Source organism: Pseudoalteromonas sp. 2CM28B (genome assembly GCF_023161935.1).
Window position 1 is genome coordinate 222,675 of the sequence record NZ_JALNTH010000007.1, and the last position, 23,129, is coordinate 245,803.

Sequence of the window (23,129 nt, forward strand, 5' to 3'; positions counted from 1 at the left end):
GTGAAAGTAAACTATCCGTAAATTATTATAAGTAAGGATGGTATATAATTGACTTAACTTAATCAAGGGAAGAGATTCGCTTGGATAAAATTAGGAACAAATTATAAATACCTGATTTAATAGCGTAATGCGCAATAAAAATCGCGCTATTTTCGGCTTATAATCTTATCTTGGCTAATCTACACCAATAAACCCACCGGTTTGATGTGCCCAAAGGCCAGCATAAATACCATTTTGCGCAATGAGCGCTTCGTGGCTGCCTTGCTCTACAACGCGTCCTGCATCAAGTACAATAAGTCTGTCCATTTGCGCAATGGTCGATAGCCTGTGGGCAATGGCAATCACGGTTTTACCTGTCATTAAATCATCTAGGCTTGCTTGTATTGCGGCTTCTACTTCTGAGTCGAGCGCGCTGGTGGCTTCATCGAGTATTAAAATAGGTGCATTTTTAAGTAATACCCGCGCTATAGCGATACGCTGGCGTTGCCCACCGGAGAGGGTTACACCGCGCTCGCCTACTTGAGCATCAAACCCTTTATTGCCTTTGCTATCTTCTAAATCGCTTATAAACTCGAGTGCTTTAGCTTGCTTGGCAGCGCTGAGCATTTCGGCTTCTGAGGCATCGGGTCGGCCGTATAAAATATTATCTTTTACAGAGCGGTGAAGCAGGGAAGTGTCTTGCGTAACCATGGCTATATAGCGGCGAAGGCTTTCTTGGCTTACATCGGTAATGTTTTGGCCATCAATTTTAATCGTCCCCGAATCGGTATCGTAAAAGCGCAGGAGTAAATTAACTAATGTTGATTTACCAGCGCCAGAGCGACCCACTAAGCCAATTTTTTCACCGGGTTTGATATGGAGGTTTAGGCCGTTCATTACCGGGCCGCGATTGGTTTCGTTAGCGGCTTTGCCGTAGTTAAAGTGAACATTTGAAAAAGCGATATCGCCCTTAGAAACGTTAAGCGTTTTTGCATCGGGTTTGTCATCTACTTTAATTGGCGTAGATAAGGTTTTCATGCCATCGGTGGCGGTACCAATGTTTTCAAACAAGCTGCTTATCTCCCACATGATCCACTGCGCCATTCCATTTAATCTAAGCGATAAACTAACCGCAACTGCAATGGCGCCTGCGCTAATTGCACTTAACGACCATAAATAAAGGGATAGTGCGGCCACACTAAATACTAATAAGTAATTTAGGCTATTAATGGCAAAGTTAAGGCTGGTTACTAAACGCATTTGCTTATAAACAGGCTGCAAAAATACATCCATACTTTGTTTAGCGTATTGTTCTTCACGTTGTGTGTACGAAAAAAGCTTAATGGTTGATATATTTGTATAGCTATCGACTATACGGCCGGTCATTTCAGAGCGCGCATCGGCCTGCGAGCTGGCAATTTTTTTAAGTTTTGGCACAAAGTACATTTGAATGGCGGCATAAATAATTACCCACACTAAAAGCGGTAGCATTAAACGCCAATCAGCTTCTGCAACTAAAAACACCATAGCGCCAAAATAAACCACAATATACATTAGTACATCGAGCAGTTTCATTACGGCTTCTCGTACGGCCAGTGATGTTTGCATTACTTTTGTGGCAATACGCCCTGCAAACTCGTTTTGATAAAAGCTAACACTTTGGCGTAATAAGTATCTATGCGCCGACCAACGAATCGACATAGGGTAATTACCCAGTAATGCTTGGTGTAAAATAGCCGAGTGAAAAAACACCACAATAGGCAATATCACTAAAAGCACTACTGCCATTTTTATAAGTTCGGCTTTTTGCTCTTCAAATAGGGTTTGCGGTGTGTAGGTGCCCAACCAATCTACTAATTGGCCCATATAGCTAAATAACGATACTTCTAAAATGGCAAGCAGGGCTGCACTAACAGACATTAAAACTAACGACAGCTCCATACCTTTAGTGTAATGACGACAAAACGCAAATAAGGTAGAGGGCGGCTGCGTTGGCTTTTGCTCAGGAAATGCGTTGGTCATTTTTTCGAATAATCGATACATTTTATAAACTTAAATGACAAATAATAGAAAATGATCATACCATTTAAGTGGCGCGCTGTAGATCTTTAGCGACTAATTTACACTGCTACTTTTATCGAATAGGGTTTGTGAGATTTACGCCTTTAATCATATAAATGTCGTCATAGCGTAAACCGCCATTTCCGTAAGGCTTTTTATGTGGGCCCGTATTACAGTTAGCTAAAAAATAGCTAAGTGGGCGCTCGCGTTTCATTCTAAAGGTGGCATTTTTATACACTAAGGTTTGGTTTTTAAATTCTCCGCCTTGTACATATACATTGTATTGCTGGCCTTGCATTTTTACCGATGCATTATTAACAACGTACCAAATGTTGTACCAACTGTTTGTATCAAGTGGTTTAGCCGATTGCGCTTGTGCATAGTTTTGAATATTACTATAGCCCTTATCAGTTTTGACCATTAGCGCCCCGGTATTGACTAAGCCGTTTGATTCGGTTTTATCGGTTACTCGTAGAGTGGCTTCAAAGGCGTCGTAGCCATGAACGTTTATTTGCTCTGGCTCTAAGTTACTTAATCCAAAAGCATGGTTATTTGGAAAAGAGGCAACGTTAATACGGGTAAAAAAAGTGTAGGTTTCGCCAACGGGCACTGTTTTTGGAAGCTTTTTATAGCTGAGGGCTTTGCGGTTGCCGACAATACCATTTTCGGCAGGCTTTTTAATTAAAAAATGGTTAATCCCTTTGGCTGTGTCCTCAACTTCTATTTTAGTTTCTTGTGGGTTAGCGACATAAGGTTGAGTTTGGTTGTCTGTGTCGGCCTTTGTCCAACCTTTTAGCGGTTGTTCAAAGTTATCTACTAATAACCACTTTGCAGAGGGAGCGTTTTGATTGTTTTGGCTACAGGCTAATAATCCTGAGCAAGCCACTAACAGTAAGCTGTATTTAACGCGCACAATCCCTCTTTTACTAATGTAAGTATAAGTATATAAATTGGTAAACCAATATATGACTTTTAATTTTTCAAACTTAAAATTTATATAACCAATTTGGTGTAAATTAGTCAACCAATATTGTGTTTTATCTATTCTACTGACGTTTATATTTTAAACGCGTAAAATACCTAACAACACGCAATTAAAAATAATAAAAGGGATTATATGTATACTGGAACGTGCTTATGTAAAGCGGTAAGTGTTGAAATTAAAGGGGCTATTTCTCAAATTATTCATTGTCACTGCTCACTATGCAGAAAAAACAGCGGGACTGCTTTTGCCACGAATGGTTTTGTAAACACTCACGAATTTACACTTACCAAAGGTGAAGATAATTTAACTGAATTTAATTTCAAACTTGGGCGTGCGCGCTTTTTTTGTAAAACATGTGGCTCACCTATTTACAGTGCTAATGCAGAGGATAAATCTCGCTTGCGAATACGCCTAGGGTTGATAGATGACGATATTGCTGAGCAGGTAATGTCGCATAATTTTGTTAGCTCTAAAGCCAATTGGGAGCAATTAGAAACCCATTTGCCGTGCTATGAAAAACACGAACCAGGGCGCTAAATTACTCTATGTGATAAATGCTGTTTATGTCGTTGTGAAGGGAAGGTCCCCACGTTTTAAATAATGGCGAATGGGCTATTTCTTCTTTATTAATGTGCACTAAGCTTTGCTGAGAAAGCATCACGACAATATTTTTGTATTCGTTAAACTCTATAAGGGCAATACAGCTAAAGTGTTGCCTAAACAGGACGAGTAAAGCTTGGAGCTCTTTTCCTGTTTTAGGGTTTAAATTTATAATAATTTGCGCATTTAGCCCGCTGCAGCGACGTATGTTTTGCCAAAATACGCTGTTAGATAAAAAGTCTTGATGTACATCGCCACTAAAAATATCAATTGTAATGACATTGTATGTGCGCGTGCACGTTGCAACAAACAGCTCTGCATTTTGTAAGTGCACTGTATGATTAGCGGGCAAGTTAAAATGGTGCTTAGCAACGCTTATCATCGCGGGGTTTATTTCTACACTGTCAAACACAGCTAAATTACTTATATAAGCCGTTTTTTTATGTAAATAATGAATGGCTCGTTCAATGCCTGCAGTACCTAAACCTAAATTTAAAACCCGTAGTGGCTCAGCTGCTTTAAGTAAAAATAACAGCATACATTGATTAACCGCAATCAGTAATTGTTCATTCTTATTAAGGCTCATCACCCCTTGAATAGTGATATCGCTTTGCGCATTTTGGGCAAGTGTTAACCAGCGATAGGTAGTATTTTGATAAACACAAATAGGCCCATATTGGTTGTTACTAGTGGCAATTAAATTGGCAGAGACAGTATCGGCTTTAAGCTGGCGCATAGGTTACAAATACAAATAAAACACCCCATTAGTTTGCCACGAAAACACGCTATGTATACAGCGTATTTATGTAACAAGGTTTGTAATACGCTTTTTTGCTTAAAAGAGGGGAGTACTTAAGTGTGGTTAATTTTTACAGTTGAGCTTACTTGTATAAAGCTTTAACTCAAAATAGTTGCACTAAATAGGTTGTTGAGTAATGGTAAGGTAAAAAATAAGGAGCTTATAATGCGCAAAACCCCTTTTTCTATTACAACTAAACTTATTAAATTGAGTACGTTAGCCTTTGCTTGTACGGCAGGATTATCAGCACAGGCTCATGCCAGCATAAAATATGAAGAACAACAAAAGCTACATGATATTGCAGCGCAGGTATCAGCTAAGCGTATTGGGAGCGACATACAAACGCTGGTGGATTTTGGTACCCGCCATACGCTTTCTGAAACTAAGTCAGATACACGGGGCATAGGTGCTGCACGGCGTTGGATTAAAAAAGAGTTTGAAAAAATATCAGCGCAATGTGGTGGTTGCCTAGAAGTTATTGAAGTTAAAGACACTATATCAGGTGAAAAACGAATTCCTAATCCTGTTGAAGTAGTGAATATAGTGGCTATTCAGCGTGGTAGTACTGAGCCAAACCGAATGGTTATTATGTCGGGCGATATTGATTCGCGGGTGAGCGATGTAATGGACTTTACCAGTAATTCACCGGGTGCTAATGATAACGCTTCAGGCGTGGCAGGGGTTATTGAAGCTGCACGTGTACTAAGCAAGCATAAATTTAATGGCTCAGTAGTGTATGCAGCTTTGTCTGGCGAAGAGCAGGGTTTATTTGGCGGTAAAATACTCACTGCGTATGCACAAGAGCACAATTGGCAAGTACATGGCGTTTTAAATAACGACATGATTGGCAATATTACCGGTATTAATGGCGTTACCGACAATACAACGGCTCGTATTTTCTCAGAAGGCACGCGTGTAGTAGAAACGAAACAACAAGCAAGAACGCGCCGTTTTACAGGTGGTGAAGTCGATTCGGCGAGCCGTAATTTAGCGCGCTATATAGATACAATTGCCGATAGGTATATTCCAAATTTAGATACGATGTTAGTTTACAGGTTAGATAGATTTGGCCGGGGCGGGCACCATAGACCGTTTAACGATGCAGGTTTTGCAGCAGTCAGAATTATGGAAACTAATGAGCATTACGACCGACAACATCAAGATTTACGTACAGAAAATGGTGTGGTTTATGGCGATACCATAGATGGCGTTGATTTTGACTACACAGCAAAGCTTACATCACTGAACGCAGTAACAATGGCTTCAATGGCTTGGGCGCCAGCTCCTCCTAAGCAGGTAAAAATTGAAGGCGCAGTTAAGGCCGACACTACGCTTTCGTGGCAAAGTTCAGATGATGATAATATTGCCGGTTATCGTATTTATTGGCGCTATACCAGTGAGCCGCAATGGCAATTTAGCCAAGATGTGGGCAATGTAAGTAAAGCTACACTTAAAAACGTTGTTATAGATAATTACTATTTTGGTGTTGCAGCGATAAGCAAAGACGGGATTGAATCGCCAGTCGTGTTCCCAGGTGATGTAGGCTCGTTTGATCACAATATAAAATAACAGCGATTTACTATTGCTTAAGTGCAATTGTGATTAAAAACAAATCAAATGGTGTATTTAAGGTGCAAAGCAGGTGTTTTATGCTTGCACCTTATTTGTTATGCACTTAGAGTGTAGAAAAAAGCAGTAAAGGTTAATAAAATGCAGCAAGAAGAAAAAAAACCATTAACAGCGCAAGAGCAAGCACAAATAGAGCAACAACGGGTTGCTTGGCAACGCGAGTGTTTTCAAAACGCCCAAAAATACTTAGCAGAAAAAGGCATTATGCCTAAATCAGTAATAGACAAAGATAGCCGCTTTTTAGCGCCATTGTGTGCTATGTGGAAATTTAAAGCGCAAAACGGTAAGAGCTACTGGGTAATAACAGGGCGCTTACCTACTGATCATGCAGAAGTCAGTGCAGCAAAAGATGCGCGCGATGCTATGCGATATTTTTCTTTACAATGGCAGTTAAAAGCAGATCAAATAATGAGTGTTGGCGCACGCGATAAAACCCAAGTCGACTTTGCTAACTTACTTATAAACCGTGCTCACGGCTTATACGAAATGCATGAAAACGAGCAACTTTGGGCTAATGAACCAAAATAAGGTATTGCTTGTATAAACGTAAAAAAGGGCTATTAACGGCCCTTTTTTAATGTACTAATGTAAATGGTTTAGTGACAAACTCAGACACTTGGCATTGCATTCGCTGCCTAGGTATACCTGCTTCCATAAAAACACCGCCTTGTTGTATAAAGCCATTTCGTCTAAAGCGTTCAACTTCGTTTAAAATACAATTAATACTAATAACTTGGTGCCCATCGTTAGCGGCAAGATTAACAATAAAAGTAAGTAATGAAGTATAAACGTGGCGATTACGGTGTGCGGGTAAAACGGCTATTCGGCCTATTAAGCCATCTGTACACAGCCTACCTGTGGCTACGGGTGCGTTACTGTTGTGAGTAACTAGCACATGATGTGCTAGTTTGTCTTGGCTATCAAATTCTATTCGTTTAGGTATGTGTAGCTCATACACAAATACTTTTTCACGTATTTGTTGTAGCTGGTCTTTTTGCCTATCCCACTCGACCTTATTAATTTGATAGCCCATAGCGCACCTCTAATTAAACCACATCCCCTCATTAACTAGTGTAGTAAAGGTTTGAATAAAAACTAGGCTAGGCTGCGCTGCGTTTAAATCGTCGGTATTAACATAATCATGATCTGTTAATAGTGTAACGGCATTTAAGTCGCAAAGTGGTAACGGGTAGTTTTCGCCATTAATACTTAATAATAGGGTGTCTTCTAGCTGCTGATAGATAGCACGTACGCCGCCTAAACGCTCAAATTCTTCTGCATTGTTTGCTATTAATTCACTCATTTGCTCGCAGGTTATAGGCTCTTCAAGCGGTGCTAAGTCCATTTCGTGCTTGGCTTGGCTTAAGGTATTGCCAAGCCAATGCTTAAATAGCTCATCGTTATTAAGTAGCGCTTGCATAAGGGTTTTAACTTTATCGGTTTCGCTCTGTAAAAGCTCACCTTTAGAGTCCCTAAGGGCTAAAGTATGATCGGTATAGCGTTTTTGGCCGCTGTCGGTATCAATAACATGATCGGCAAAACTAGAAAATAAGTCTTGCTGATTAGGCGCTCTAAATCCAACCGAGTAGTTAAGGGCGTTTTCTATTGCATAGCCTTCGTGAGGGCACCCAGGTGGTATATATAAAATATCGCCGGGTTCTAAAATACAATCTATAACGGCTTCAAATTGCTCAACTTGCAGTAGTTTTTTATTTTGCGCAAATTGTTTAAGTGTTGGATCAGGCAGACCAACACGCCAATGACGCTTACCCTCGCCTTGTATAATAAATACATCGTACTGATCTAGGTGCGGACCAACGCCACCTTTAGGGGTTGAGTAGCTGATCATTAAATCATCTATTCGCCAGTTAGGTATAAACCTAAATGGGTGAAGCAGTTGTGCTGCATCGCTATGCCAATGATCAACCGCTTGTACCAATAAAGTAGCGTGTTGCTCAGTTAATTTTTCAAAGTCTTCAAATGGGCCTTGGTATGCTTGCCAATCGTTATTGTGGTTGGTAACAATTCGCGACTCTATACTTTCTTCCATAGCAAGACCGGCAAGCTCTTCTGCCTCTATTGGGTCTTGAAAGTCTGTAAAGCCTTGTTTAATTAATAGCGGTTTTTTTTGCCAGTATTGGTTTAAAAATTCTTGCTCACAGAGGTTGTTTATTTTTAATTGGTACATAGAGTAGGCCTATAATTTTTAGTACAAAAAAAGCGAAAGGGATTATCCTTTCGCTTTTTATATGCGCAATTTAGTATTTAAACTAAATCGTCAATAAACTCAACAGCGCGGCCAATGTAGTTGGCAGGTGTTAGTTTTTTCATTTCTACTTTAGCGTGCTCTGGCAGGTCTAAACCATCGATAAAGTCGGCCATAATCTCTTGATTTACACGTTTACCACGCGTTAAATCTTTAAGTTTTTCGTATGGTTTTTCAATACCGTATTTACGCATAACCGTTTGAATTGGCTCAGCAAGTAATTCCCAGTTTTGATCAAGCTCATCAAGTAAACGTTGCTCATTTACTTCAAGCTTGCTTACGCCTTTAAGTGTAGATTGATACGCGATAAGCGTGTAGCCCATACCCACACCTAAGTTACGTAAAACGGTTGAGTCGGTAAGGTCACGCTGCCAACGAGAAACAGGCAGTTTTTGTGCAAGGTGAGCAAATATAGCATTTGCTAAACCTAGGTTACCTTCTGAGTTTTCAAAGTCGATAGGGTTTACTTTATGCGGCATTGTTGAAGAGCCGATTTCGCCAGCAATGGTTTTTTGCTTAAAGTGGTTAAGGGCAATGTAACCCCAAACGTCACGATCAAAATCAAGTAAAATAGTGTTAAAGCGAGCAATAGCATCAAATAGCTCGGCAATGTAGTCATGCGGCTCTATTTGTGTAGTGAACGGGTTAAAGGTTAAACCAAGGCTAGTTACAAAGTTGCTTGCGTGGGTATGCCAATCGTAATCTGGGTAAGCACTCAGGTGAGCATTGTAGTTACCTACAGCACCGTTAATTTTACCTAGCATTTCTACCTGTGCGATTTGGTCGCGCTGGCGTTTTAAACGCATGTATACGTTAGCAAACTCTTTACCCATTGTTGAAGGCGTAGCTGGTTGGCCGTGGGTACGCGTCATCATAGGTACTGCTTTGTACTCAATGGCTTTTTCTTTTATAGCGTTAAGTAGTTGGTCGCAGTATGGAAGGAGCACATTATCACGAGCTTCGCTTAGCATTAAACCATGAGATAGGTTATTAATATCTTCTGATGTACAGGCAAAATGGATGAACTCGTTAATAGCGTTAATTTCGCTGTTATCGGCTACTTTTTCTTTTAGTAAATATTCTACCGCTTTAACATCGTGGTTTGTGGTGCGTTCAATGTCTTTAACACGCTGTGCGTCTGCTTCGCTGAAATTATCAACTATGGCATTTAATAGTGCATTGGCTTGGTCGCTAAATGCAGGTACTTCTTTAATATCGCTTGCTGCAGCTAAGGCTTGCAACCAACGCACTTCAACGGTTACGCGGTATTTGATTAAGCCAAATTCGCTGAAAATACTGCGTAGTTCAGTGGTTTTGCTGCCGTAGCGACCATCCACTGGAGAGATAGCGGTTAACGCTGAAAGCTCCATAATAACTCCTAAATTTTAGTTTTGAACGATAATTAAATGTTTGTTTTTGCAATAGCGAGAATTTTTCTTTTTGCAAAGAAAAAGTGACGGCGTTTACCGCCCATTTGTCGCCATAATACAGCACTGCGAATTCCTGCTAATAAAAGGGCACGAATTTTATTTTGCGTTTGCTGCTGTTTTAATAACTCGGGTTTACCATAAACCTGAATTCGGTGCCCAAGGGGGCTCAGCACCGACGAGTATATATCTGCTAAACCGGCAACTACGGTGTCATCGGTTATAGCAAAGTGATCTAAGCGACGATGAATGTCGTCGATACGACGGCCAAGTTCAGCTAAGCTTTTTGGCTCGTTATTTAAAATACGTTCAAGCTGCATTAAACCACCTACGTACTTAACTATTTCCACATCTTTTTGAGCGCCAGCAGTAAGCTGCGCCATTAATGTTTTATAGCCGTCGCGCAAGTTATGCGTACCTTGGTAAACATCAACCGGGGATGCGGGTGATGTTTGTACAATACTTGTAAATAGCACGTCTAAGTCTGAATCGTTTGCGCTGCCGTATTGCGCGATTTTTTGTACTTGTTTAGCCACTTGGCACATGGCGGCAAGCGCCATGACTTGGTGTTGATTCATTACTTAATCACCGAATCTATAATACCGCCACCTAAACACACATCATCGGCATAAAATACAGCTGATTGACCCGGTGTAACGGCTTTTTGTGGTTCATCAAACAATACGCGTGCCATACCATCTTCCCCAACGAGAAGGGTACAATTAATATCTTCTTGGCGGTAACGGGTTTTAACGGTGCAGCGCGTTGTACCTTGAGGACCAACACGGTCTACCCAATGTAATTGATTGGCGTTTAGGCCATTGCTGTATAGGCGAGGGTGGTCTTTACCTTGTCCGACAACGAGCACATTGCGCTCAACGTCTTTATCTACAACGTACCATGGCTCGCCAGAGCCTTCTTTCATGCCACCAATTAACAAGCCTTTACGCTGGCCAAGTGTATGATACATAAGCCCTTCGTGCTCACCTACGTTGTTGCCGTCAGTATCTTCAATCACGCCAGGTTGAGCAGGTAAAAACTTTTGTAAAAAGTCTTTAAATTTACGCTCACCAATAAAACAAATACCGGTGCTGTCTTTTTTGTCATGGGTGATTAAGTCTTGCTCTTCTGCAATACGGCGTACGTCTGGTTTAGCTATATCGCCTACTGGGAAAAGAGTTTGGCCTATGTGTTCATGGCTTAAGGTATATAAGAAATAGCTTTGATCTTTGTTATCGTCTAAGCCTCGGCACATAACGTATTTGTCGTCTCGTAGTTCACGACGAACATAATGGCCTGTTGCAATATAATCGGCGCCAAGTGCTTGTGCTGCAAATTCTAAAAATGCTTTAAATTTAATTTCTTTGTTACACATAATATCTGGGTTTGGCGTACGGCCCGCTTTGTACTCTTCTAAAAAGTACTCAAAAACGTTATCCCAGTATTCGGCTGCAAAGTTAACGGTATGAAGCTCGATGCCTAATTTGTCACACACTGCTTGTGCATCTTTTAAATCTTCAGCGGCTGCACAGTATTCGTCATTGTCGTCTTCTTCCCAGTTCTTCATAAACAGGCCTTCTACTTGATAGCCCTGTTGTTGTAATAAATATGCAGATACAGAAGAATCAACACCGCCGGACATACCAACGATGACTTTAATGTGACTATTTTCGCTCATGAATAATTTCGCTTATACAGATTGCTGTTAACTTGGAAAGGCCGCGATTATAGCACGCATTTTGTTTTTGCTTAAAGGGAGGAGTGGCGCAAACACACGATTTTGTAGTTATTTTATTCATATAATAAATAGCAAATAAGACTGAAACGCATTTAACATAAAAAATGATGAAAAAATTAAATAATCGATTGTAAAAAGATATTTCGGTGCCATTCTTACTCTATTAAATGATAATAATGCTTTCATTACCTTGTGCTTGCTTGTAAATTCAGCTGCCAGTAAGATTTAGCATATTAGACTCACTTTTTTATTATAAAAATATTTTCAACGGAATGAATATATGAATTACGCCTTCCAGGTAAAAAAGCTTTCAACGTTAATACAATATTATGCTGCAAACTCACGCGATGAACTAAATGAGTTGCTCATAATGCCTACAAGCGACTTAAAACGTGATACGTATACGCTTTTTCATGAAGTTTTTGAGCACACTTTACCCTCAGATGCCAAGCAAAACAGTCCTATTGATGAGATTTTCAATGCTGTCTCAAGTTCTTTTGAATTAGTTGACGAGTCAGAAACTGCCTTGTTTGAGACTATGAAACGCTGGTGGGATGAATGGTATTTTGCATTAAGTATGGATAATTCGCTTTCTAATGAAAAAGAAGATGCGCCATACAGTTTCCTTTCTAAAAAAATGCATCATCCTATGAAGCGCCACGAAATGAGCCACTACGCCCATTTATTTACTATTTTGCCTATGCCTATCTCTAATGTGTGTGCCAAAACCGGTGATATTATTAGGATTAATCAGCGCTTTATAGATGTATTTGGTTATACCATTGATGACTTACCTAACTTAGAGCAGTGGTGGGTTAATGCATACCCAGACCCTCATTATCGTGAGGCCGTGAAAAAAACCTGGCAATCGACGTTAGAAATTGCCAATGAAACAGGGCAAGACATCCCCGCGCATGATTACCATGTTACTTGTAAAAACGGTAATACAATTACCATGGAAGTATCTGGAATCAATTTGGGCGATGAATATATTGCTGTATTTAATGATGCGACCAAGCGTTTAGAAGATCAAAATATTTTACGCGACATGGCTTTTTTAGATTCGCTAACACAAATAGCAAATAGACGTCGTTTTGATGAAAAGCTAAGTAAAGAGTTTGAAAAAGCCGTTGAGTGTGGTGACGATTTGGCGATTATATTAATCGATATTGATCACTTTAAACTATTTAACGACCGCTACGGGCATGTTGAAGGTGATTTATGTTTGTATAACGTGGCGCAAGCAATAGCGTGTACGGTAAGCCGCACCGAGGACTTTGTGGCGCGTTATGGAGGAGAAGAATTTGTTGTATTGCTGCCTCAAACCGATAAACAAGGGGCCTTATTTATTGCTGAGCATATTCAAAAGGCAATTGAAGAGCTGCACATCCCTCATGAAGACAGCTTTACCGGCTACTTAACCCTGAGCATGGGTATTCACGCAATTAATAAAGAGGATAGTTGCGATCAAAAAGAGTTTATTAAGGCCGCCGACAGCGCACTTTATTATTCAAAAAGGCAAGGACGAAATTGTTTAGCATTAAGTTAATTTATAGCCTTGGACTATTTATATAGCTTTGAGAATTATACAAAGCGCAGATGTTTAATTATCGTCGTAAATAAAGTCTACGTCTTGAATAGGGCGGTTTAGGCTGTCTTCAATACACTTTAAAACTAAATGGCTTCTTAGAGGCAGTGCTTTTATGTCTTCTAAACTGTGCCAGTTGGCACTAATTATATCTGCATCTTTTGGGCAGGGCTCAGTGGTGATTTGAGTGCCATCAAACATAAAACAAAAGCGTAAGTAATGCACCCCATTAGCCGCATGTAAGTTATAAACACCGATTAAGCCAGTGGGCGTTAGGGACACACCTGTTTCTTCAAAAAGCTCTCTGCTGGCTGCTTGAGCCAGTGTTTCGTTTAGTTCTAAATGGCCGGCAGGTTGGTTGTAACAAATATTAGAAGTAAATTTATCTCGCTCTTTTACCAGTAAAAAATGCTCTCCTTTTTTTACTACAGCAGCCACCGTTACATGGGGTTTATGCATTTACCTCACCTTTTATAACACTGTACTGTGCGCTGTTTATGCCATCTAGCGTGTAATTGCCAATACTGTAGCGAATAAGCCTTAATGTAGGGTGCCCAACATGGGCGGTCATACGGCGAACTTGCCTATTACGTCCTTCATTAATTGTAATACTTAACCACGTTGTAGGAATCGATTTTCGCTCTCTTACCGGCGGCACGCGAGGCCAAAGTTTTGGCTCGTCAATAATTTTTACGTTTGCGGGTAAGGTCATCCCATCTTTTAATTCAACACCTTTACACAGGGCATTAATGGCCTCTGCGCTAGGCTCGCCTTCAACTTGCACCCAATAGGTTTTATTGGTTTTTTTATTCGGTGCGGTAAGGGTATTTTGAAGCTTTCCGCAGTTTGTTAAAAGTAACAAGCCTTCACTGTCACGGTCGAGTCTGCCTGCAGCGTATACATCTTTAATGGGAATAAATTCAGCCAAGGTTTTTCTATTGGCATCGTCTGTAAATTGGCAAAGCACATCGTAAGGCTTGTTAAATAAAACAATTTTTCTATCTTTAGGGGCTATAGCGGGTTTAATTTCACGCGAAGTTGTGCTTTTTTTAGTGAGCGCGCTGCGTGAGTAAGTTCTACCGGTGGTGCGTTTAGTGGTACTTTTACTTGCGCGATTATGCATTGGTTTGTTCGCCATTAAATACACCTAGCGGGCTTGGGTAAGCCGGCAATTTTTGTGGCTTGTTTTGCAGGCCCCTTGGGAAATAATTTATATAAATAAATACTATTGCCTTTGTCCTCGCCAAGCGCTTTAGCCATGGCTTTAACAAGCATTCTTATTGCTGGGCTGGTGTTATATTCTAAGTAAAAATTGCGCACAAAATTAATCACTTCCCAGTGTTGTTCACTTAAGATAATGTTTTCTTGCTCGGCGATAATGGGGGCTAACTCTTTTGTCCACAAGGTGTAATCTAGCAAGTAGCCTTGTTTATCAGTGTCGATTTGTTGATTATTAAATTCAAGCATGGATTACCAGGTAATAGATTGGTTAGTAGATAGAGTAAAGGCAACAAACTCATCGTAATTAATAAGTGTTTGGCCTGGGCTTAGTTTAACTGCGCGTGCCTGCGCATCCTCTAAAAGCAACAATAACGAATCGTTTAATTGAAAATACTGCTTAGCGGCATAACAGGCATCACCAACAAGGAGTACTTTATCGGTGTCTTTAATTAAGTTTTCAAGCTGAGTAGAGTCGTAATAAGCCAGTGGCTTTGAAAAAATGTGTAATGTACTCATAGGTTCACCACAAAATCTTGCTGGCCGATCAGCTGCTGTTGCTCAGTGTAATTGAGGCTGGTTGAATCAATAATTAATTGAGATTTGTTTAAGTTATAATCTAGTAACGATTTTTCACATACATATATGTTTTCTACTTCATAGATTTCAAGCGTTTTGATGTTTTTAAAAAAATCTTTTACACCAAGTTGCTGTGTTGATTGATTATGTTTTAAAGCAAGCACTGCAGGGCCGCTAAATAGCCAGCTAATATTTTGATCAACTGCGGCAAATATCAGTGACATGTCTAGGGCATCACGGGTATTAAGCTCATCAAAAGGGCTGGATTGGCTCATTACTAAAACGTTTTTCATTTAAACTGTATCCATTTATCTGCATCACTCACTAGCATGGCAAATTCTGCAAGCCCGGCTACAGTAAACACACCTGTTTGGCTTGTGTTTAAGCCACGTTTTTCTGCTGCGGTAATACATAGCATTAAGTTAACGTTTTTATCTGCAAGTTGTTGCCATTGCGTAGGAATTTGCAGTTCGTCAGAGGCTAGCTCAAAGTGAGCTGACGCGTGATAAATCCCATTTTGATACAAAAATATCGCATCTATGGTGTGGCCTTGTGCTAAACATGCATTCGCAAACTTTATAATACGTTGCGTTGAGTCATGATCTGAAGGAGGAGTATGTAAAGAAAGAACAAATCGCGCCAAAACAATTCCAATAAAAAAGCCCCAATAAAGGGGCTATTTTAACAGAACTATTTAATTAGTCATCACTTGCGCCAAGAAGGTGCAGTAAAGAGGTAAATAGGTTATATACGTTTAAGTATAGAGCGACCGTCGCGCGAATGTAGTTAGTTTCGCCGCCATTAATAATACGGCTAGTATCAAATAAGATTAAGCCAGACATAATTAACACAACAGCAGCGTTAAGCACCATAAACATTAGCGAGCTGCCAATGAAGATGTTAACTATGCTTGCAACAATAACCACTAGTAAGCCTACTGTTAAAAAACCACCCATAAATGAGAAGTCTTTTTTAGTGTTTAATGCATAAGCCGATAGACCAAAAAATATTAATGCAGTAGAACCAAGCGCCTGCATAATAAGCATAGGGCCATTAGGCATAGCTGCATAATAGTTAAGTAGTGGGCCAAGGCCTGCGCCCATACAGCCTGTAAAAGCAAACACCCAAAACACGCCTGAGGCTGAGTCTGCTTTTTTGTTTACAACAAATAATAAACCAAACGAAACCAGTGTGAACACAATTCCCATAAAGTAAGGTAATTGTAATGCCATTGAAATACCCGCCGTAACAGCACTAAATGCTAATGTCATGGCCAGTAAGAAATAGGTGTTTTTAAGTACCTTGTTTGTTTCAATGGTCGACATTACCGGTTTAGCGGTATTGTACGAATGATTAAATGCCATTGTAGAGCTCCTTTAAGTGAAACATGTTTGTTTCGATAATATAACTAAAATTAGATTACCAACTCTTATATGTTTGGGCAAACCTTTGTAGATCAATAGAGTGTTATTTTTTAATTAAAGTTCATTAAAGCATCAAAAAGAAATTATTTGTTTCATCTTTAAACAAATTAATTGTTTTTTAAGCACTTAAACAATTTTTTTAAAAAAAAGCTTCACAAAGCCAATGGGTTTCCCTATTATGCAGGCCGTGCGGAGAGATGGCAGAGTGGTCGAATGCACCGGTCTTGAAAACCGGCATAGGTTTGTAGCCTATCTAGGGTTCAAATCCCTATCTCTCCACCACCTTATTACAATAATTATGAGTACACTCTTACTTGTAATTTATAGCACTTTCGGAGAGATGGCAGAGTGGTCGAATGCACCGGTCTTGAAAACCGGCATGGGTTTGTAGCCCATCTAGGGTTCAAATCCCTATCTCTCCACCATTATATTTAAGCCCGCTTTTAGCGGGCTTTTTTGTTTTTACGCTTTATTATTAGGCCATCTTAGGTTTCCTCGCTTATTTCCCCATTTCGGTTTGCTATTAGCCGCTATTAACATATCGATGTACTACTATTATTTTTTTAGATTTTAAAATTGGTCATTAAAATAGTATGTTGTGGCTCAAGGATGATTTACCTTCAAGAAAACTTATTATTTATCGTGCAATGATTCTCATTGATAACGGTGTTTGTTTTATTTGTATTTCAACCTTTTGACACAATTAACGATACATCATCACTTTTGCAGCTTTGCTGTGCTGTATACCTACGACGCTGGCTATGGGTAAATCAGTCATTAATTGAAGAACGTATTTAATATTGAAATCTAAAGGTTAGGTTTTATTGACGATAGCGCCTATAAGGTAGTGAACTTTGTCTGATAGGCGACTAAGCAGCTCAAAATAAGCGTGGGCTGGCAGCACAATGCGTGTTTGTTTTTAGTTCACAAAACCATTTATTAAAATCATTTGCAAAACATTATTAAACCCACCCACTAAACAGCCCAACAGAAGTTAAATCTTCAAATTATCAACCTTGCAAAGGGGGTTAAAGACCTTTGCTAGAAACGCTAAGATATACTTTTATAAAATTAAAATGCCTAGTTACAGCAGTTTAAAGAGTGCTTGTTTTCCCATCATAAATTACGACCATAGTCTCTGTTTCTAACCTTAAGAACTTGGTGCATGCTTAAGATAATGTTTGTAGTGTGTATTTAGGAACTTATATGAAACATCAACTAGCCAAAAGTGTCGCGCTTTCTTTATTATCCCCTGTGATTGTTGGTAGTTTACTTGGCCTTTATTATGGGCTCACTATGAATGGCGATGCGGCTACCATTTTCTTACAACTACTGATGAGTGCAATCGCGAACGCACATATTGTTGGACTGACTATGGCCGCTTTTGTCGTACCGGGTTATTTGCTTATGTTTAAGTATGCAAAAGTGAATTATTCAGGTGTACTGACTCTTGGGCTGCTCGGTGGCGCAATATTTAGTTATTTACTCAGTGCTACAACAGGCGAGATATTTTTAATTAATAGTGTAATGGCCGCTTTTGCCGCAGGACTATTTTTATTTGGCCTGCGTAAAACATCAAAAAAATAATTGCAGAAATATTAATCAAGCGTGCTGAAAAACGGCGCTATTTCTGTTTTTTTGCCTGTAAAAGGTTTCAATTTTTCACGACAAAGAGTACCTTTAGCTACTGTCTGTTTAATAAGAAGTAGTTTGGTATGCAAAAGCACGATTTTTACCAGTCATTAGTTAAGCAAACTGAATCACTAATTGCTGGTGAATCTAATGTCATTGCTAATATGGCTAACGTAAGTGCGCTATTATTTACCTCATTAGAAGATGTAAATTGGGCGGGCTTTTACTTTATGGATTCGCCAAGTGAATTAGTGCTTGGGCCTTTTCAAGGTAATCCAGCGTGTATTCGTATCCCTGTTGGTAAAGGGGTGTGTGGTACGGCTGCAGCAACGTTAGAAACTCAACTAATCGAAGATGTACATGCGTTTGATGGCCACATAGCCTGCGATGCAGCGTCTAACTCTGAGATTGTTGTACCTATCATGAAAAATGATAAAATAGTTGCTGTTCTTGATATCGATAGCCCAACTATTGGTCGATTTGATACTGATGACCAAGCAGGTCTTGAAGCATTAGTTAAATGCTTAGAGGCAAGCTTATAATGAAAGACTTGCTAAATGTTCAAGACTACCTATTCGCAGTACAAGATGTAGGCGATTGGGAAGGGGAAGAAGAACATGTAGCGGAAACGCTCAATGATTTGATTCACATAGCCTGGGATAAACTTCCAGATGATTTAGATTGTGAATCAATCGATGAAATAATAAATGGTATTTGGGAACACCTTCGAGGTGATTTGGCTGTACTTGAAGCCGACTTCGAAGAGTTAATCGACTGGGTAATACACTACGTTGACTCGTCCCTTGATGAAAAGATGTGAAAAATAGGTTCTAAAATGGAAACCACAAACAAGCTAAAAGATATTAATGAAGTGCTGGAATTTCTTTATCAAGAATTTCCACAATGTTTTAAACAAAAAGACGGTATTAAACCGCTTAAAGTCGGTATTTTTAAAGATATTGCCGAGCGTATCGAAGGGTCTGAAAAAGTAAGTAAGACTCAAGTACGTCAAGCGCTTAGAAAATACACGTCTAACTGGCGTTATTTAGAAGCTGTGACTAAGTCAGAGTTTCGTATTGATCTTGATGGTAATCAAGGTGAAAAAGTTGAGCAAGAGCACATTGACCACGCTCAAAAAGCACTAGAAGAAAGCCGTGCTAAAATGGCAAAACGCAAAAAACAACAGCGTCCACGCCAAGATTCAGATTCTAAATCTTTCAAGAAAAAACCAGCCCACGCTAGCAAAAACAATGCACAAGCTAACAAACCAGCTAAAGCAGCCCCTGCTAAACGTTCAGGAAAAGTTGAACCTTTACCTGCAAGTGAGGTCAAGGTTAATAACAAGGTTAAGGTTAAACTTGGCCAAGCACTTGTAAATGCGGTGATTACTGAAGTAAACAAAGACGAAGTTCATGTTGAATTAGTAACTGGCATGCAAGTTAAAACCAAAGCTGACAGCTTATACATTATTTAAGTTGTAAATAAATTAAGGAGTTGTGTATGAGTAAAAAGTTTACGCTCATTCCGTTAGTTGCTGCCCTGTTTTCGGGTTCTTTATTCGCTTCCGTAGAAGCGGCAAAACTTGAAGACTTGCCTGTACTTAAACAAGAAAGTCAACATGGCACTGCCAGCAAACGAGTGGCTAACTTATTTGCTCGTTCACACTATACACCGGTTCGATTTAACGATGGGCTTTCTAGCAAAGTGTACGATCGTTATATCGAATCCCTTGATTTTAATAAAAGTGTGTTTTTAGCAAGCGACATTGCTGCGTTTGAAAAATACCGCAACGATTTTGATAATGCTATTACCACCGGTAAGCTTGGCTTTACGTTTGATATTTTTAACTTAAGCTTAAAGCGCCGTTTTGAACGTTATGATTACTCTTTATCGTTACTAGATAAAGAAATGACGTTTGATAAAGACGATGAATACTTTTTTGACCGTGAAGATTCAGCATGGCCAGCATCGCAAGCTGAGCTTGATGAAATTTGGCGTGAACGTGTTAAATACGATGCCTTGCGTTTAAAAATGACAGGCAAAGATTGGGAAGGGATCATAGAGGTCCTTACTAAGCGTTATAAAAATGCACAAAAACGTTTAGTGCAAACAAATTCAGAAGATGCATTTCAAATTGTAATGAACTCGCTAGCGCGAAGCATTGAGGCGCATACGTCGTACTTATCGCCGCGCCGCGCAGAACAATTTAAAATGGATATGGACCTAGAGCTTGAAGGCATTGGCGCCGTTTTAAGCCCAGATGAAGATTACACCGTTATTCGTAGCTTAGTACCAGGTGGACCTGCCGATAAAACAGAGCAGCTAAAAGCTGACGACAAAATTATTGGTGTTGCCCAAGATCAAAAAGAGTTTGTTGATGTTATTGGCTGGCGTTTAGATGATGTAGTTGATTTAATTAAAGGCCCTAAAGGTACTAAGGTACGTTTACAGTATCTTAAAGGCTCTGATGCACATGGCACGCCTAAAGTAGTTGAAATCACCCGTGATAAAATTCGCTTAGAAGATAGGGCTGCTAAATCTGAAGTATTTGAAGCGAGTTATTCAAATTTAACTTCAAAAATTGGTGTTATTGAGATCCCAGGCTTTTACAACAATCTTTCAAAAGACGTTAAAGTTGAATTAGCTAAACTAAAAGAAGAAAACGTAGACGGTATTATTATTGATTTGCGCCAAAATGGCGGTGGATCATTATATGAAGCCACACAGCTATCAGGCTTGTTTTTTGACCAAGGTCCGGTTGTACAAATTCATACACTAAATAACCGTATCGAAGAGCAAAAAGACCGTGACGGAATTACCTACTACGATGGCCCATTAACTGTTTTAGTTGACCGTTACAGTGCTTCAGCCTCTGAAATTTTTGCCGCCGCAATGCAAGACTATGGCCGCGCAGTAATTATAGGCGAGCAAACCTTTGGTAAGGGAACGGTTCAGCAGCACAAAGGCTTAGGTCGTGCGTACGATTTATACGACAACGACTTAGGTAGCGTACAATACACTATTGCTAAGTTTTACCGTATAAACGGCGGCAGCACTCAACATAAAGGGGTTATTCCTGATATTTCATTCCCTTCGGCGATAGACCCAGCAGAGTGGGGCGAGAGCAAGCAAGATAATGCATTGCCGTGGGATAGCATAGTACGAGCTAAGTATAATAGGCAGGGTAATTTAACGCCTGTAATCACTTATCTTGAAAAACAGCACGAAGTACGTATTAAGTCAGAGCCAGAGTTTGGTTACGTATTTGATGATATTGCCCGTTACAATGAAGAGAAAGACCGCAAAACTATTTCTTTAGTTGAAGCAGACCGTATTAAAGAAAAAGATGAAAATGAAGCACGTACTCTAGCGCGCACTAATGAGCGTTTAAAGCGTTTAGGTAAGGAGCCAATAGAAAACCTAGATGATGTACCTGAGGTAATTGAAGAGCTTGACCCTTTCTTAGAAGAGGCAGCACTGATCACTCAAGATTACATTAACTTTGGCCGCATCGCTAAAAAATAAACACGTGTTTACCCCGTTCAAAAGGCGCTTTTTGCGCCTTTTTTGTTACCTAAATTTCGCTAAATTGCTATAATCGCGAATTACTAAATTGAGTTACATTACTGTGGCTTAAAAAAAGCACTGATACGCTAAAAATAATAAATAACCACGCCACGATATGTGGTGTGCAGGAGTCACTATTTTGAAGCCTTTAGAAAAACCGATTAAACCCGCCTCGTTTTTTGATGCACTTGTACCTATCACTGTTTTAATTTGCCTTTTAGGCGCAGCGGTATATTTATTTGGCGATAACTCGTCATCAGGTCCTAACCAAATAGCGTTATTATTTGCCACCTTTGCTGCGGCATTAATAGGGCTAAAAAATGGCTATACGTGGAAAAAGCTTGAAGAAGCCATGATTGAAGGTATTACCTTATCATTGGGGGCTATTTTAATTTTATTAATGGTGGGTGCCTTAATTGGTACTTGGCTGTTGTCGGGTACCGTGCCAACGCTCATTTATTATGGCTTACAGGTTATTAACCCAAGCTGGTTTTACGCCGCAAGCTGCTTAATTTGTGGCATTGTTGCAATGAGTATAGGTAGCTCTTGGACCACAGCTGCCACCATAGGTGTGGCGCTTTTAGGGGTGGCCACCGGGTTAGGGCTTGATCAAACTGTGACGGCAGGGGCGGTTATTTCGGGGGCTTACTTTGGTGACAAACTCAGTCCGCTTTCTGAAACTACTAACTTAGCACCGGCTGTTGTTGGAGCTGATTTATTTGAACATATCCATCACATGTTATGGACTACTGTTCCTAGCTTTGTCATTGCATTAATCATTTTTATATTTATGGGCTTTAATGCAACGGCTTCTAACGAAGCCGGCAGGATTGACGAAATAACAGCGATTTTAGAGCAGAACTTTAATATTGGCTTTGAAATGTTAATTCCATTAATTGTGCTGCTAGTTTTAGCTATTAAAAAAATGCCAGCGTTTCCGGCAATTTCAATTGGCGCTGTAATTGGTGCTGTGTGGGCAATGTTGTTTCAGTCTGATTTAATTGCGACACAAATCGACCTTTCTCAGGGTGAGTTGGTTGGTTATTTTAAAATTATTTGGACGACTTTTTTCGATGGTTTTAGCATCGATACAGGTGATGACAAAATGGATTCACTACTCAGTGGTGGCGGAATGGCAGGTATGTTAACTACAACATGGCTGATCATGACGGCTCTTATGTTTGGTGCCATTATGGAAAAAACCGGCTTATTAGATATTTTTGTTAAGAGCATTTTAAAAATTGCAAAAAGCACGGGCTCGCTTATTACATCAACCATTGCTACTTGTGTGGGCACAAACTTAATAGCGGCTGATCAATACATTGCTATTGTAGTGCCTGGTCGTATGTTTAAAGAAGAATATAAAAAGCGTGGCTTAAAGCCCGTTAATTTATCGCGTACTTTAGAAGATGGCGGCACAATAACAAGCCCGTTAATTCCGTGGAATACCTGTGGTGCGTACATGCAAAGCGTTTTATTAATAAACCCATTTGACTATGCCTTGTATGCTTTCTTTAATTTAATTAACCCTTTCTTAGCGATTATTTATGCGTACGTAGGCATTAAAATTTTACGCATTGAACCCAAGCAACCTGCTTAAATCTAAATAGCTCCTTTTTTAAGGAGCTTTAGTTGGA

Annotated in this window: 25 protein-coding genes and 2 tRNA genes; 12 read left to right on the plus strand and 15 right to left on the minus strand. The window is 39.8% G+C overall.

The features are described from left to right. Window positions 1–174: 174 nt before the first annotated feature. Window positions 175–2,022: an ABC transporter ATP-binding protein gene (locus tag MTN96_RS12630; RefSeq protein ID WP_248531844.1), complete on the minus strand. Its 1,848-nt coding sequence runs from the start codon at window positions 2,020–2,022 to the stop codon at window positions 175–177. Window positions 2,023–2,113: 91 nt separating this feature from the next. Continuing rightward, window positions 2,114–2,953 (minus strand): hypothetical protein, encoded by an 840-nt coding sequence (locus tag MTN96_RS12635; protein ID WP_248531845.1) that lies wholly within the window; start codon window positions 2,951–2,953, stop codon window positions 2,114–2,116. Between the two features lie 204 nt (window positions 2,954–3,157). On the opposite strand from MTN96_RS12635, the gene MTN96_RS12640 reads away from it, so the two are divergent. Further along, complete coding sequence (locus MTN96_RS12640) at window positions 3,158–3,562, plus strand: GFA family protein (protein WP_248531846.1); 405 nt, start codon at window positions 3,158–3,160, stop codon at window positions 3,560–3,562. Window position 3,563: 1 nt separating this feature from the next. Here the strand turns inward: MTN96_RS12640 and MTN96_RS12645 are convergent, their stop codons facing one another. Further along, on the minus strand, window positions 3,564–4,361 hold the full coding sequence (locus MTN96_RS12645; protein ID WP_096041632.1) for a hypothetical protein: 798 nt from the start codon (window positions 4,359–4,361) through the stop codon (window positions 3,564–3,566). Window positions 4,362–4,589: 228 nt separating this feature from the next. On the opposite strand from MTN96_RS12645, the gene MTN96_RS12650 reads away from it, so the two are divergent. Together MTN96_RS12650 and MTN96_RS12655 are read left to right on the plus strand one after the other, a co-directional pair. Next, window positions 4,590–5,993 carry a M28 family peptidase gene (locus MTN96_RS12650; protein ID WP_096041633.1) on the plus strand — a complete coding sequence of 468 codons (1,404 nt, stop codon included), beginning with the start codon at window positions 4,590–4,592 and terminating at the stop codon, window positions 5,991–5,993. A gap of 141 nt (window positions 5,994–6,134) precedes the next feature. Beyond that, window positions 6,135–6,581 (plus strand): DUF4826 family protein, encoded by a 447-nt coding sequence (locus MTN96_RS12655; protein ID WP_029772653.1) that lies wholly within the window; start codon window positions 6,135–6,137, stop codon window positions 6,579–6,581. A gap of 46 nt (window positions 6,582–6,627) precedes the next feature. Here the strand turns inward: MTN96_RS12655 and MTN96_RS12660 are convergent, their stop codons facing one another. The 5 genes from MTN96_RS12660 to mnmA form a co-directional block, all read right to left on the minus strand. Further along, window positions 6,628–7,086 (minus strand): GNAT family N-acetyltransferase, encoded by a 459-nt coding sequence (locus MTN96_RS12660; protein ID WP_024033514.1) that lies wholly within the window; start codon window positions 7,084–7,086, stop codon window positions 6,628–6,630. A 9-nt stretch (window positions 7,087–7,095) separates the two neighbouring features. Continuing rightward, window positions 7,096–8,241, minus strand: coding sequence for a cupin domain-containing protein (locus MTN96_RS12665; RefSeq protein WP_248531847.1), 1,146 nt, complete (start codon window positions 8,239–8,241; stop codon window positions 7,096–7,098). Window positions 8,242–8,318: 77 nt separating this feature from the next. Continuing rightward, window positions 8,319–9,689: an adenylosuccinate lyase gene (gene purB, locus MTN96_RS12670; RefSeq protein WP_096041635.1), complete on the minus strand. Its 1,371-nt coding sequence runs from the start codon at window positions 9,687–9,689 to the stop codon at window positions 8,319–8,321. 32 nt (window positions 9,690–9,721) lie between these two features. Then, window positions 9,722–10,324 (minus strand): high frequency lysogenization protein HflD, encoded by a 603-nt coding sequence (gene hflD / locus MTN96_RS12675; RefSeq protein WP_004586725.1) that lies wholly within the window; start codon window positions 10,322–10,324, stop codon window positions 9,722–9,724. Then, entirely contained in the window at window positions 10,324–11,424 is a 1,101-nt protein-coding gene (gene mnmA, locus MTN96_RS12680) for a tRNA 2-thiouridine(34) synthase MnmA (RefSeq protein ID WP_004586724.1), read from the minus strand. Before mnmA ends, hflD begins: the two co-directional genes overlap by 1 nt. 340 nt (window positions 11,425–11,764) lie before the next feature. Here mnmA and MTN96_RS12685 point away from each other — a divergent pair, with 340 nt between their 5' ends. Then, window positions 11,765–13,033 (plus strand): sensor domain-containing diguanylate cyclase, encoded by a 1,269-nt coding sequence (locus tag MTN96_RS12685; RefSeq protein ID WP_248531848.1) that lies wholly within the window; start codon window positions 11,765–11,767, stop codon window positions 13,031–13,033. 54 nt (window positions 13,034–13,087) lie between these two features. Here MTN96_RS12685 and MTN96_RS12690 read toward each other — a convergent pair whose 3' ends face one another. The 7 genes from MTN96_RS12690 to MTN96_RS12720 are packed head-to-tail and all read right to left on the minus strand — an operon-like array spanning window position 13,088 to window position 16,233. Further along, on the minus strand, window positions 13,088–13,531 hold the full coding sequence (locus tag MTN96_RS12690) for an NUDIX domain-containing protein (RefSeq protein WP_248531849.1): 444 nt from the start codon (window positions 13,529–13,531) through the stop codon (window positions 13,088–13,090). Then, window positions 13,524–14,210, minus strand: coding sequence for a pseudouridine synthase (locus MTN96_RS12695; RefSeq protein WP_121637552.1), 687 nt, complete (start codon window positions 14,208–14,210; stop codon window positions 13,524–13,526). The genes MTN96_RS12690 and MTN96_RS12695 overlap by 8 nt, the downstream gene beginning before the upstream one ends. Further along, entirely contained in the window at window positions 14,210–14,539 is a 330-nt protein-coding gene (locus tag MTN96_RS12700; RefSeq protein WP_004586720.1) for a TusE/DsrC/DsvC family sulfur relay protein, read from the minus strand. The genes MTN96_RS12695 and MTN96_RS12700 overlap by 1 nt, the downstream gene beginning before the upstream one ends. Before the next feature lie 3 nt (window positions 14,540–14,542). Further along, window positions 14,543–14,809: a DsrH/TusB family sulfur metabolism protein gene (locus MTN96_RS12705; protein WP_248531850.1), complete on the minus strand. Its 267-nt coding sequence runs from the start codon at window positions 14,807–14,809 to the stop codon at window positions 14,543–14,545. Continuing rightward, entirely contained in the window at window positions 14,806–15,162 is a 357-nt protein-coding gene (gene tusC, locus MTN96_RS12710; protein ID WP_064385132.1) for a sulfurtransferase complex subunit TusC, read from the minus strand. Before tusC ends, MTN96_RS12705 begins: the two co-directional genes overlap by 4 nt. Next, on the minus strand, window positions 15,159–15,512 hold the full coding sequence (tusD, locus tag MTN96_RS12715) for a sulfurtransferase complex subunit TusD (RefSeq protein WP_029772642.1): 354 nt from the start codon (window positions 15,510–15,512) through the stop codon (window positions 15,159–15,161). The genes tusC and tusD overlap by 4 nt, the downstream gene beginning before the upstream one ends. A gap of 55 nt (window positions 15,513–15,567) precedes the next feature. Continuing rightward, complete coding sequence (locus tag MTN96_RS12720; RefSeq protein ID WP_004586716.1) at window positions 15,568–16,233, minus strand: Bax inhibitor-1/YccA family protein; 666 nt, start codon at window positions 16,231–16,233, stop codon at window positions 15,568–15,570. Between the two features lie 251 nt (window positions 16,234–16,484). Here MTN96_RS12720 and MTN96_RS12725 point away from each other — a divergent pair. The 8 genes from MTN96_RS12725 (at window position 16,485) to nhaC (ending at window position 23,092) form a co-directional block, all read left to right on the plus strand. After that, window positions 16,485–16,575: transfer RNA gene (locus MTN96_RS12725), tRNA-Ser, on the plus strand. Window positions 16,576–16,627: 52 nt separating this feature from the next. Then, a tRNA-Ser gene (locus tag MTN96_RS12730) sits at window positions 16,628–16,718 on the plus strand. A gap of 781 nt (window positions 16,719–17,499) precedes the next feature. Further along, entirely contained in the window at window positions 17,500–17,880 is a 381-nt protein-coding gene (locus tag MTN96_RS12735) for a hypothetical protein (protein WP_004586715.1), read from the plus strand. A 128-nt stretch (window positions 17,881–18,008) separates the two neighbouring features. Further along, window positions 18,009–18,467 (plus strand): GAF domain-containing protein, encoded by a 459-nt coding sequence (locus tag MTN96_RS12740; protein WP_004586714.1) that lies wholly within the window; start codon window positions 18,009–18,011, stop codon window positions 18,465–18,467. Next, window positions 18,467–18,745 (plus strand): hypothetical protein, encoded by a 279-nt coding sequence (locus tag MTN96_RS12745; RefSeq protein ID WP_004586713.1) that lies wholly within the window; start codon window positions 18,467–18,469, stop codon window positions 18,743–18,745. The genes MTN96_RS12740 and MTN96_RS12745 overlap by 1 nt, the downstream gene beginning before the upstream one ends. A 15-nt stretch (window positions 18,746–18,760) precedes the next feature. Further along, window positions 18,761–19,399, plus strand: a complete 639-nt coding sequence (gene proQ, locus MTN96_RS12750; protein ID WP_004586712.1) for an RNA chaperone ProQ — start codon at window positions 18,761–18,763, stop codon at window positions 19,397–19,399. Between the two features lie 26 nt (window positions 19,400–19,425). Then, complete coding sequence (prc, locus tag MTN96_RS12755) at window positions 19,426–21,450, plus strand: carboxy terminal-processing peptidase (protein WP_248531851.1); 2,025 nt, start codon at window positions 19,426–19,428, stop codon at window positions 21,448–21,450. A gap of 181 nt (window positions 21,451–21,631) precedes the next feature. Continuing rightward, window positions 21,632–23,092, plus strand: a complete 1,461-nt coding sequence (nhaC, locus tag MTN96_RS12760; protein WP_171036153.1) for a Na+/H+ antiporter NhaC — start codon at window positions 21,632–21,634, stop codon at window positions 23,090–23,092. Window positions 23,093–23,129 lie beyond the last annotated feature (37 nt).

Bases quoted from the DNA above. Each gene is read 5' to 3' on its own strand.
- MTN96_RS12630 (WP_248531844.1), bottom strand. From the start codon at position 2,022: ATGTATCGATTATTCGAAAAAATGACCAACGCATTTCCTGAGCAAAAG.
- MTN96_RS12640 (WP_248531846.1), top strand. From the start codon at position 3,158: ATGTATACTGGAACGTGCTTATGTAAAGCGGTAAGTGTTGAAATTAAA.
- MTN96_RS12645 (WP_096041632.1), bottom strand. From the start codon at position 4,361: ATGCGCCAGCTTAAAGCCGATACTGTCTCTGCCAATTTAATTGCCACT.
- MTN96_RS12650 (WP_096041633.1), top strand. From the start codon at position 4,590: ATGCGCAAAACCCCTTTTTCTATTACAACTAAACTTATTAAATTGAGT.
- MTN96_RS12655 (WP_029772653.1), top strand. From the start codon at position 6,135: ATGCAGCAAGAAGAAAAAAAACCATTAACAGCGCAAGAGCAAGCACAA.
- MTN96_RS12660 (WP_024033514.1), bottom strand. From the start codon at position 7,086: ATGGGCTATCAAATTAATAAGGTCGAGTGGGATAGGCAAAAAGACCAG.
- MTN96_RS12665 (WP_248531847.1), bottom strand. From the start codon at position 8,241: ATGTACCAATTAAAAATAAACAACCTCTGTGAGCAAGAATTTTTAAAC.
- purB (WP_096041635.1), bottom strand. From the start codon at position 9,689: ATGGAGCTTTCAGCGTTAACCGCTATCTCTCCAGTGGATGGTCGCTAC.
- hflD (WP_004586725.1), bottom strand. From the start codon at position 10,324: ATGAATCAACACCAAGTCATGGCGCTTGCCGCCATGTGCCAAGTGGCT.
- mnmA (WP_004586724.1), bottom strand. From the start codon at position 11,424: ATGAGCGAAAATAGTCACATTAAAGTCATCGTTGGTATGTCCGGCGGT.
- MTN96_RS12685 (WP_248531848.1), top strand. From the start codon at position 11,765: ATGAATTACGCCTTCCAGGTAAAAAAGCTTTCAACGTTAATACAATAT.
- MTN96_RS12690 (WP_248531849.1), bottom strand. From the start codon at position 13,531: ATGCATAAACCCCATGTAACGGTGGCTGCTGTAGTAAAAAAAGGAGAG.
- MTN96_RS12695 (WP_121637552.1), bottom strand. From the start codon at position 14,210: ATGGCGAACAAACCAATGCATAATCGCGCAAGTAAAAGTACCACTAAA.
- MTN96_RS12700 (WP_004586720.1), bottom strand. From the start codon at position 14,539: ATGCTTGAATTTAATAATCAACAAATCGACACTGATAAACAAGGCTAC.
- MTN96_RS12705 (WP_248531850.1), bottom strand. From the start codon at position 14,809: ATGAGTACATTACACATTTTTTCAAAGCCACTGGCTTATTACGACTCT.
- tusC (WP_064385132.1), bottom strand. From the start codon at position 15,162: ATGAAAAACGTTTTAGTAATGAGCCAATCCAGCCCTTTTGATGAGCTT.
- MTN96_RS12720 (WP_004586716.1), bottom strand. From the start codon at position 16,233: ATGGCATTTAATCATTCGTACAATACCGCTAAACCGGTAATGTCGACC.
- MTN96_RS12735 (WP_004586715.1), top strand. From the start codon at position 17,500: ATGAAACATCAACTAGCCAAAAGTGTCGCGCTTTCTTTATTATCCCCT.
- MTN96_RS12740 (WP_004586714.1), top strand. From the start codon at position 18,009: ATGCAAAAGCACGATTTTTACCAGTCATTAGTTAAGCAAACTGAATCA.
- MTN96_RS12745 (WP_004586713.1), top strand. From the start codon at position 18,467: ATGAAAGACTTGCTAAATGTTCAAGACTACCTATTCGCAGTACAAGAT.
- proQ (WP_004586712.1), top strand. From the start codon at position 18,761: ATGGAAACCACAAACAAGCTAAAAGATATTAATGAAGTGCTGGAATTT.
- prc (WP_248531851.1), top strand. From the start codon at position 19,426: ATGAGTAAAAAGTTTACGCTCATTCCGTTAGTTGCTGCCCTGTTTTCG.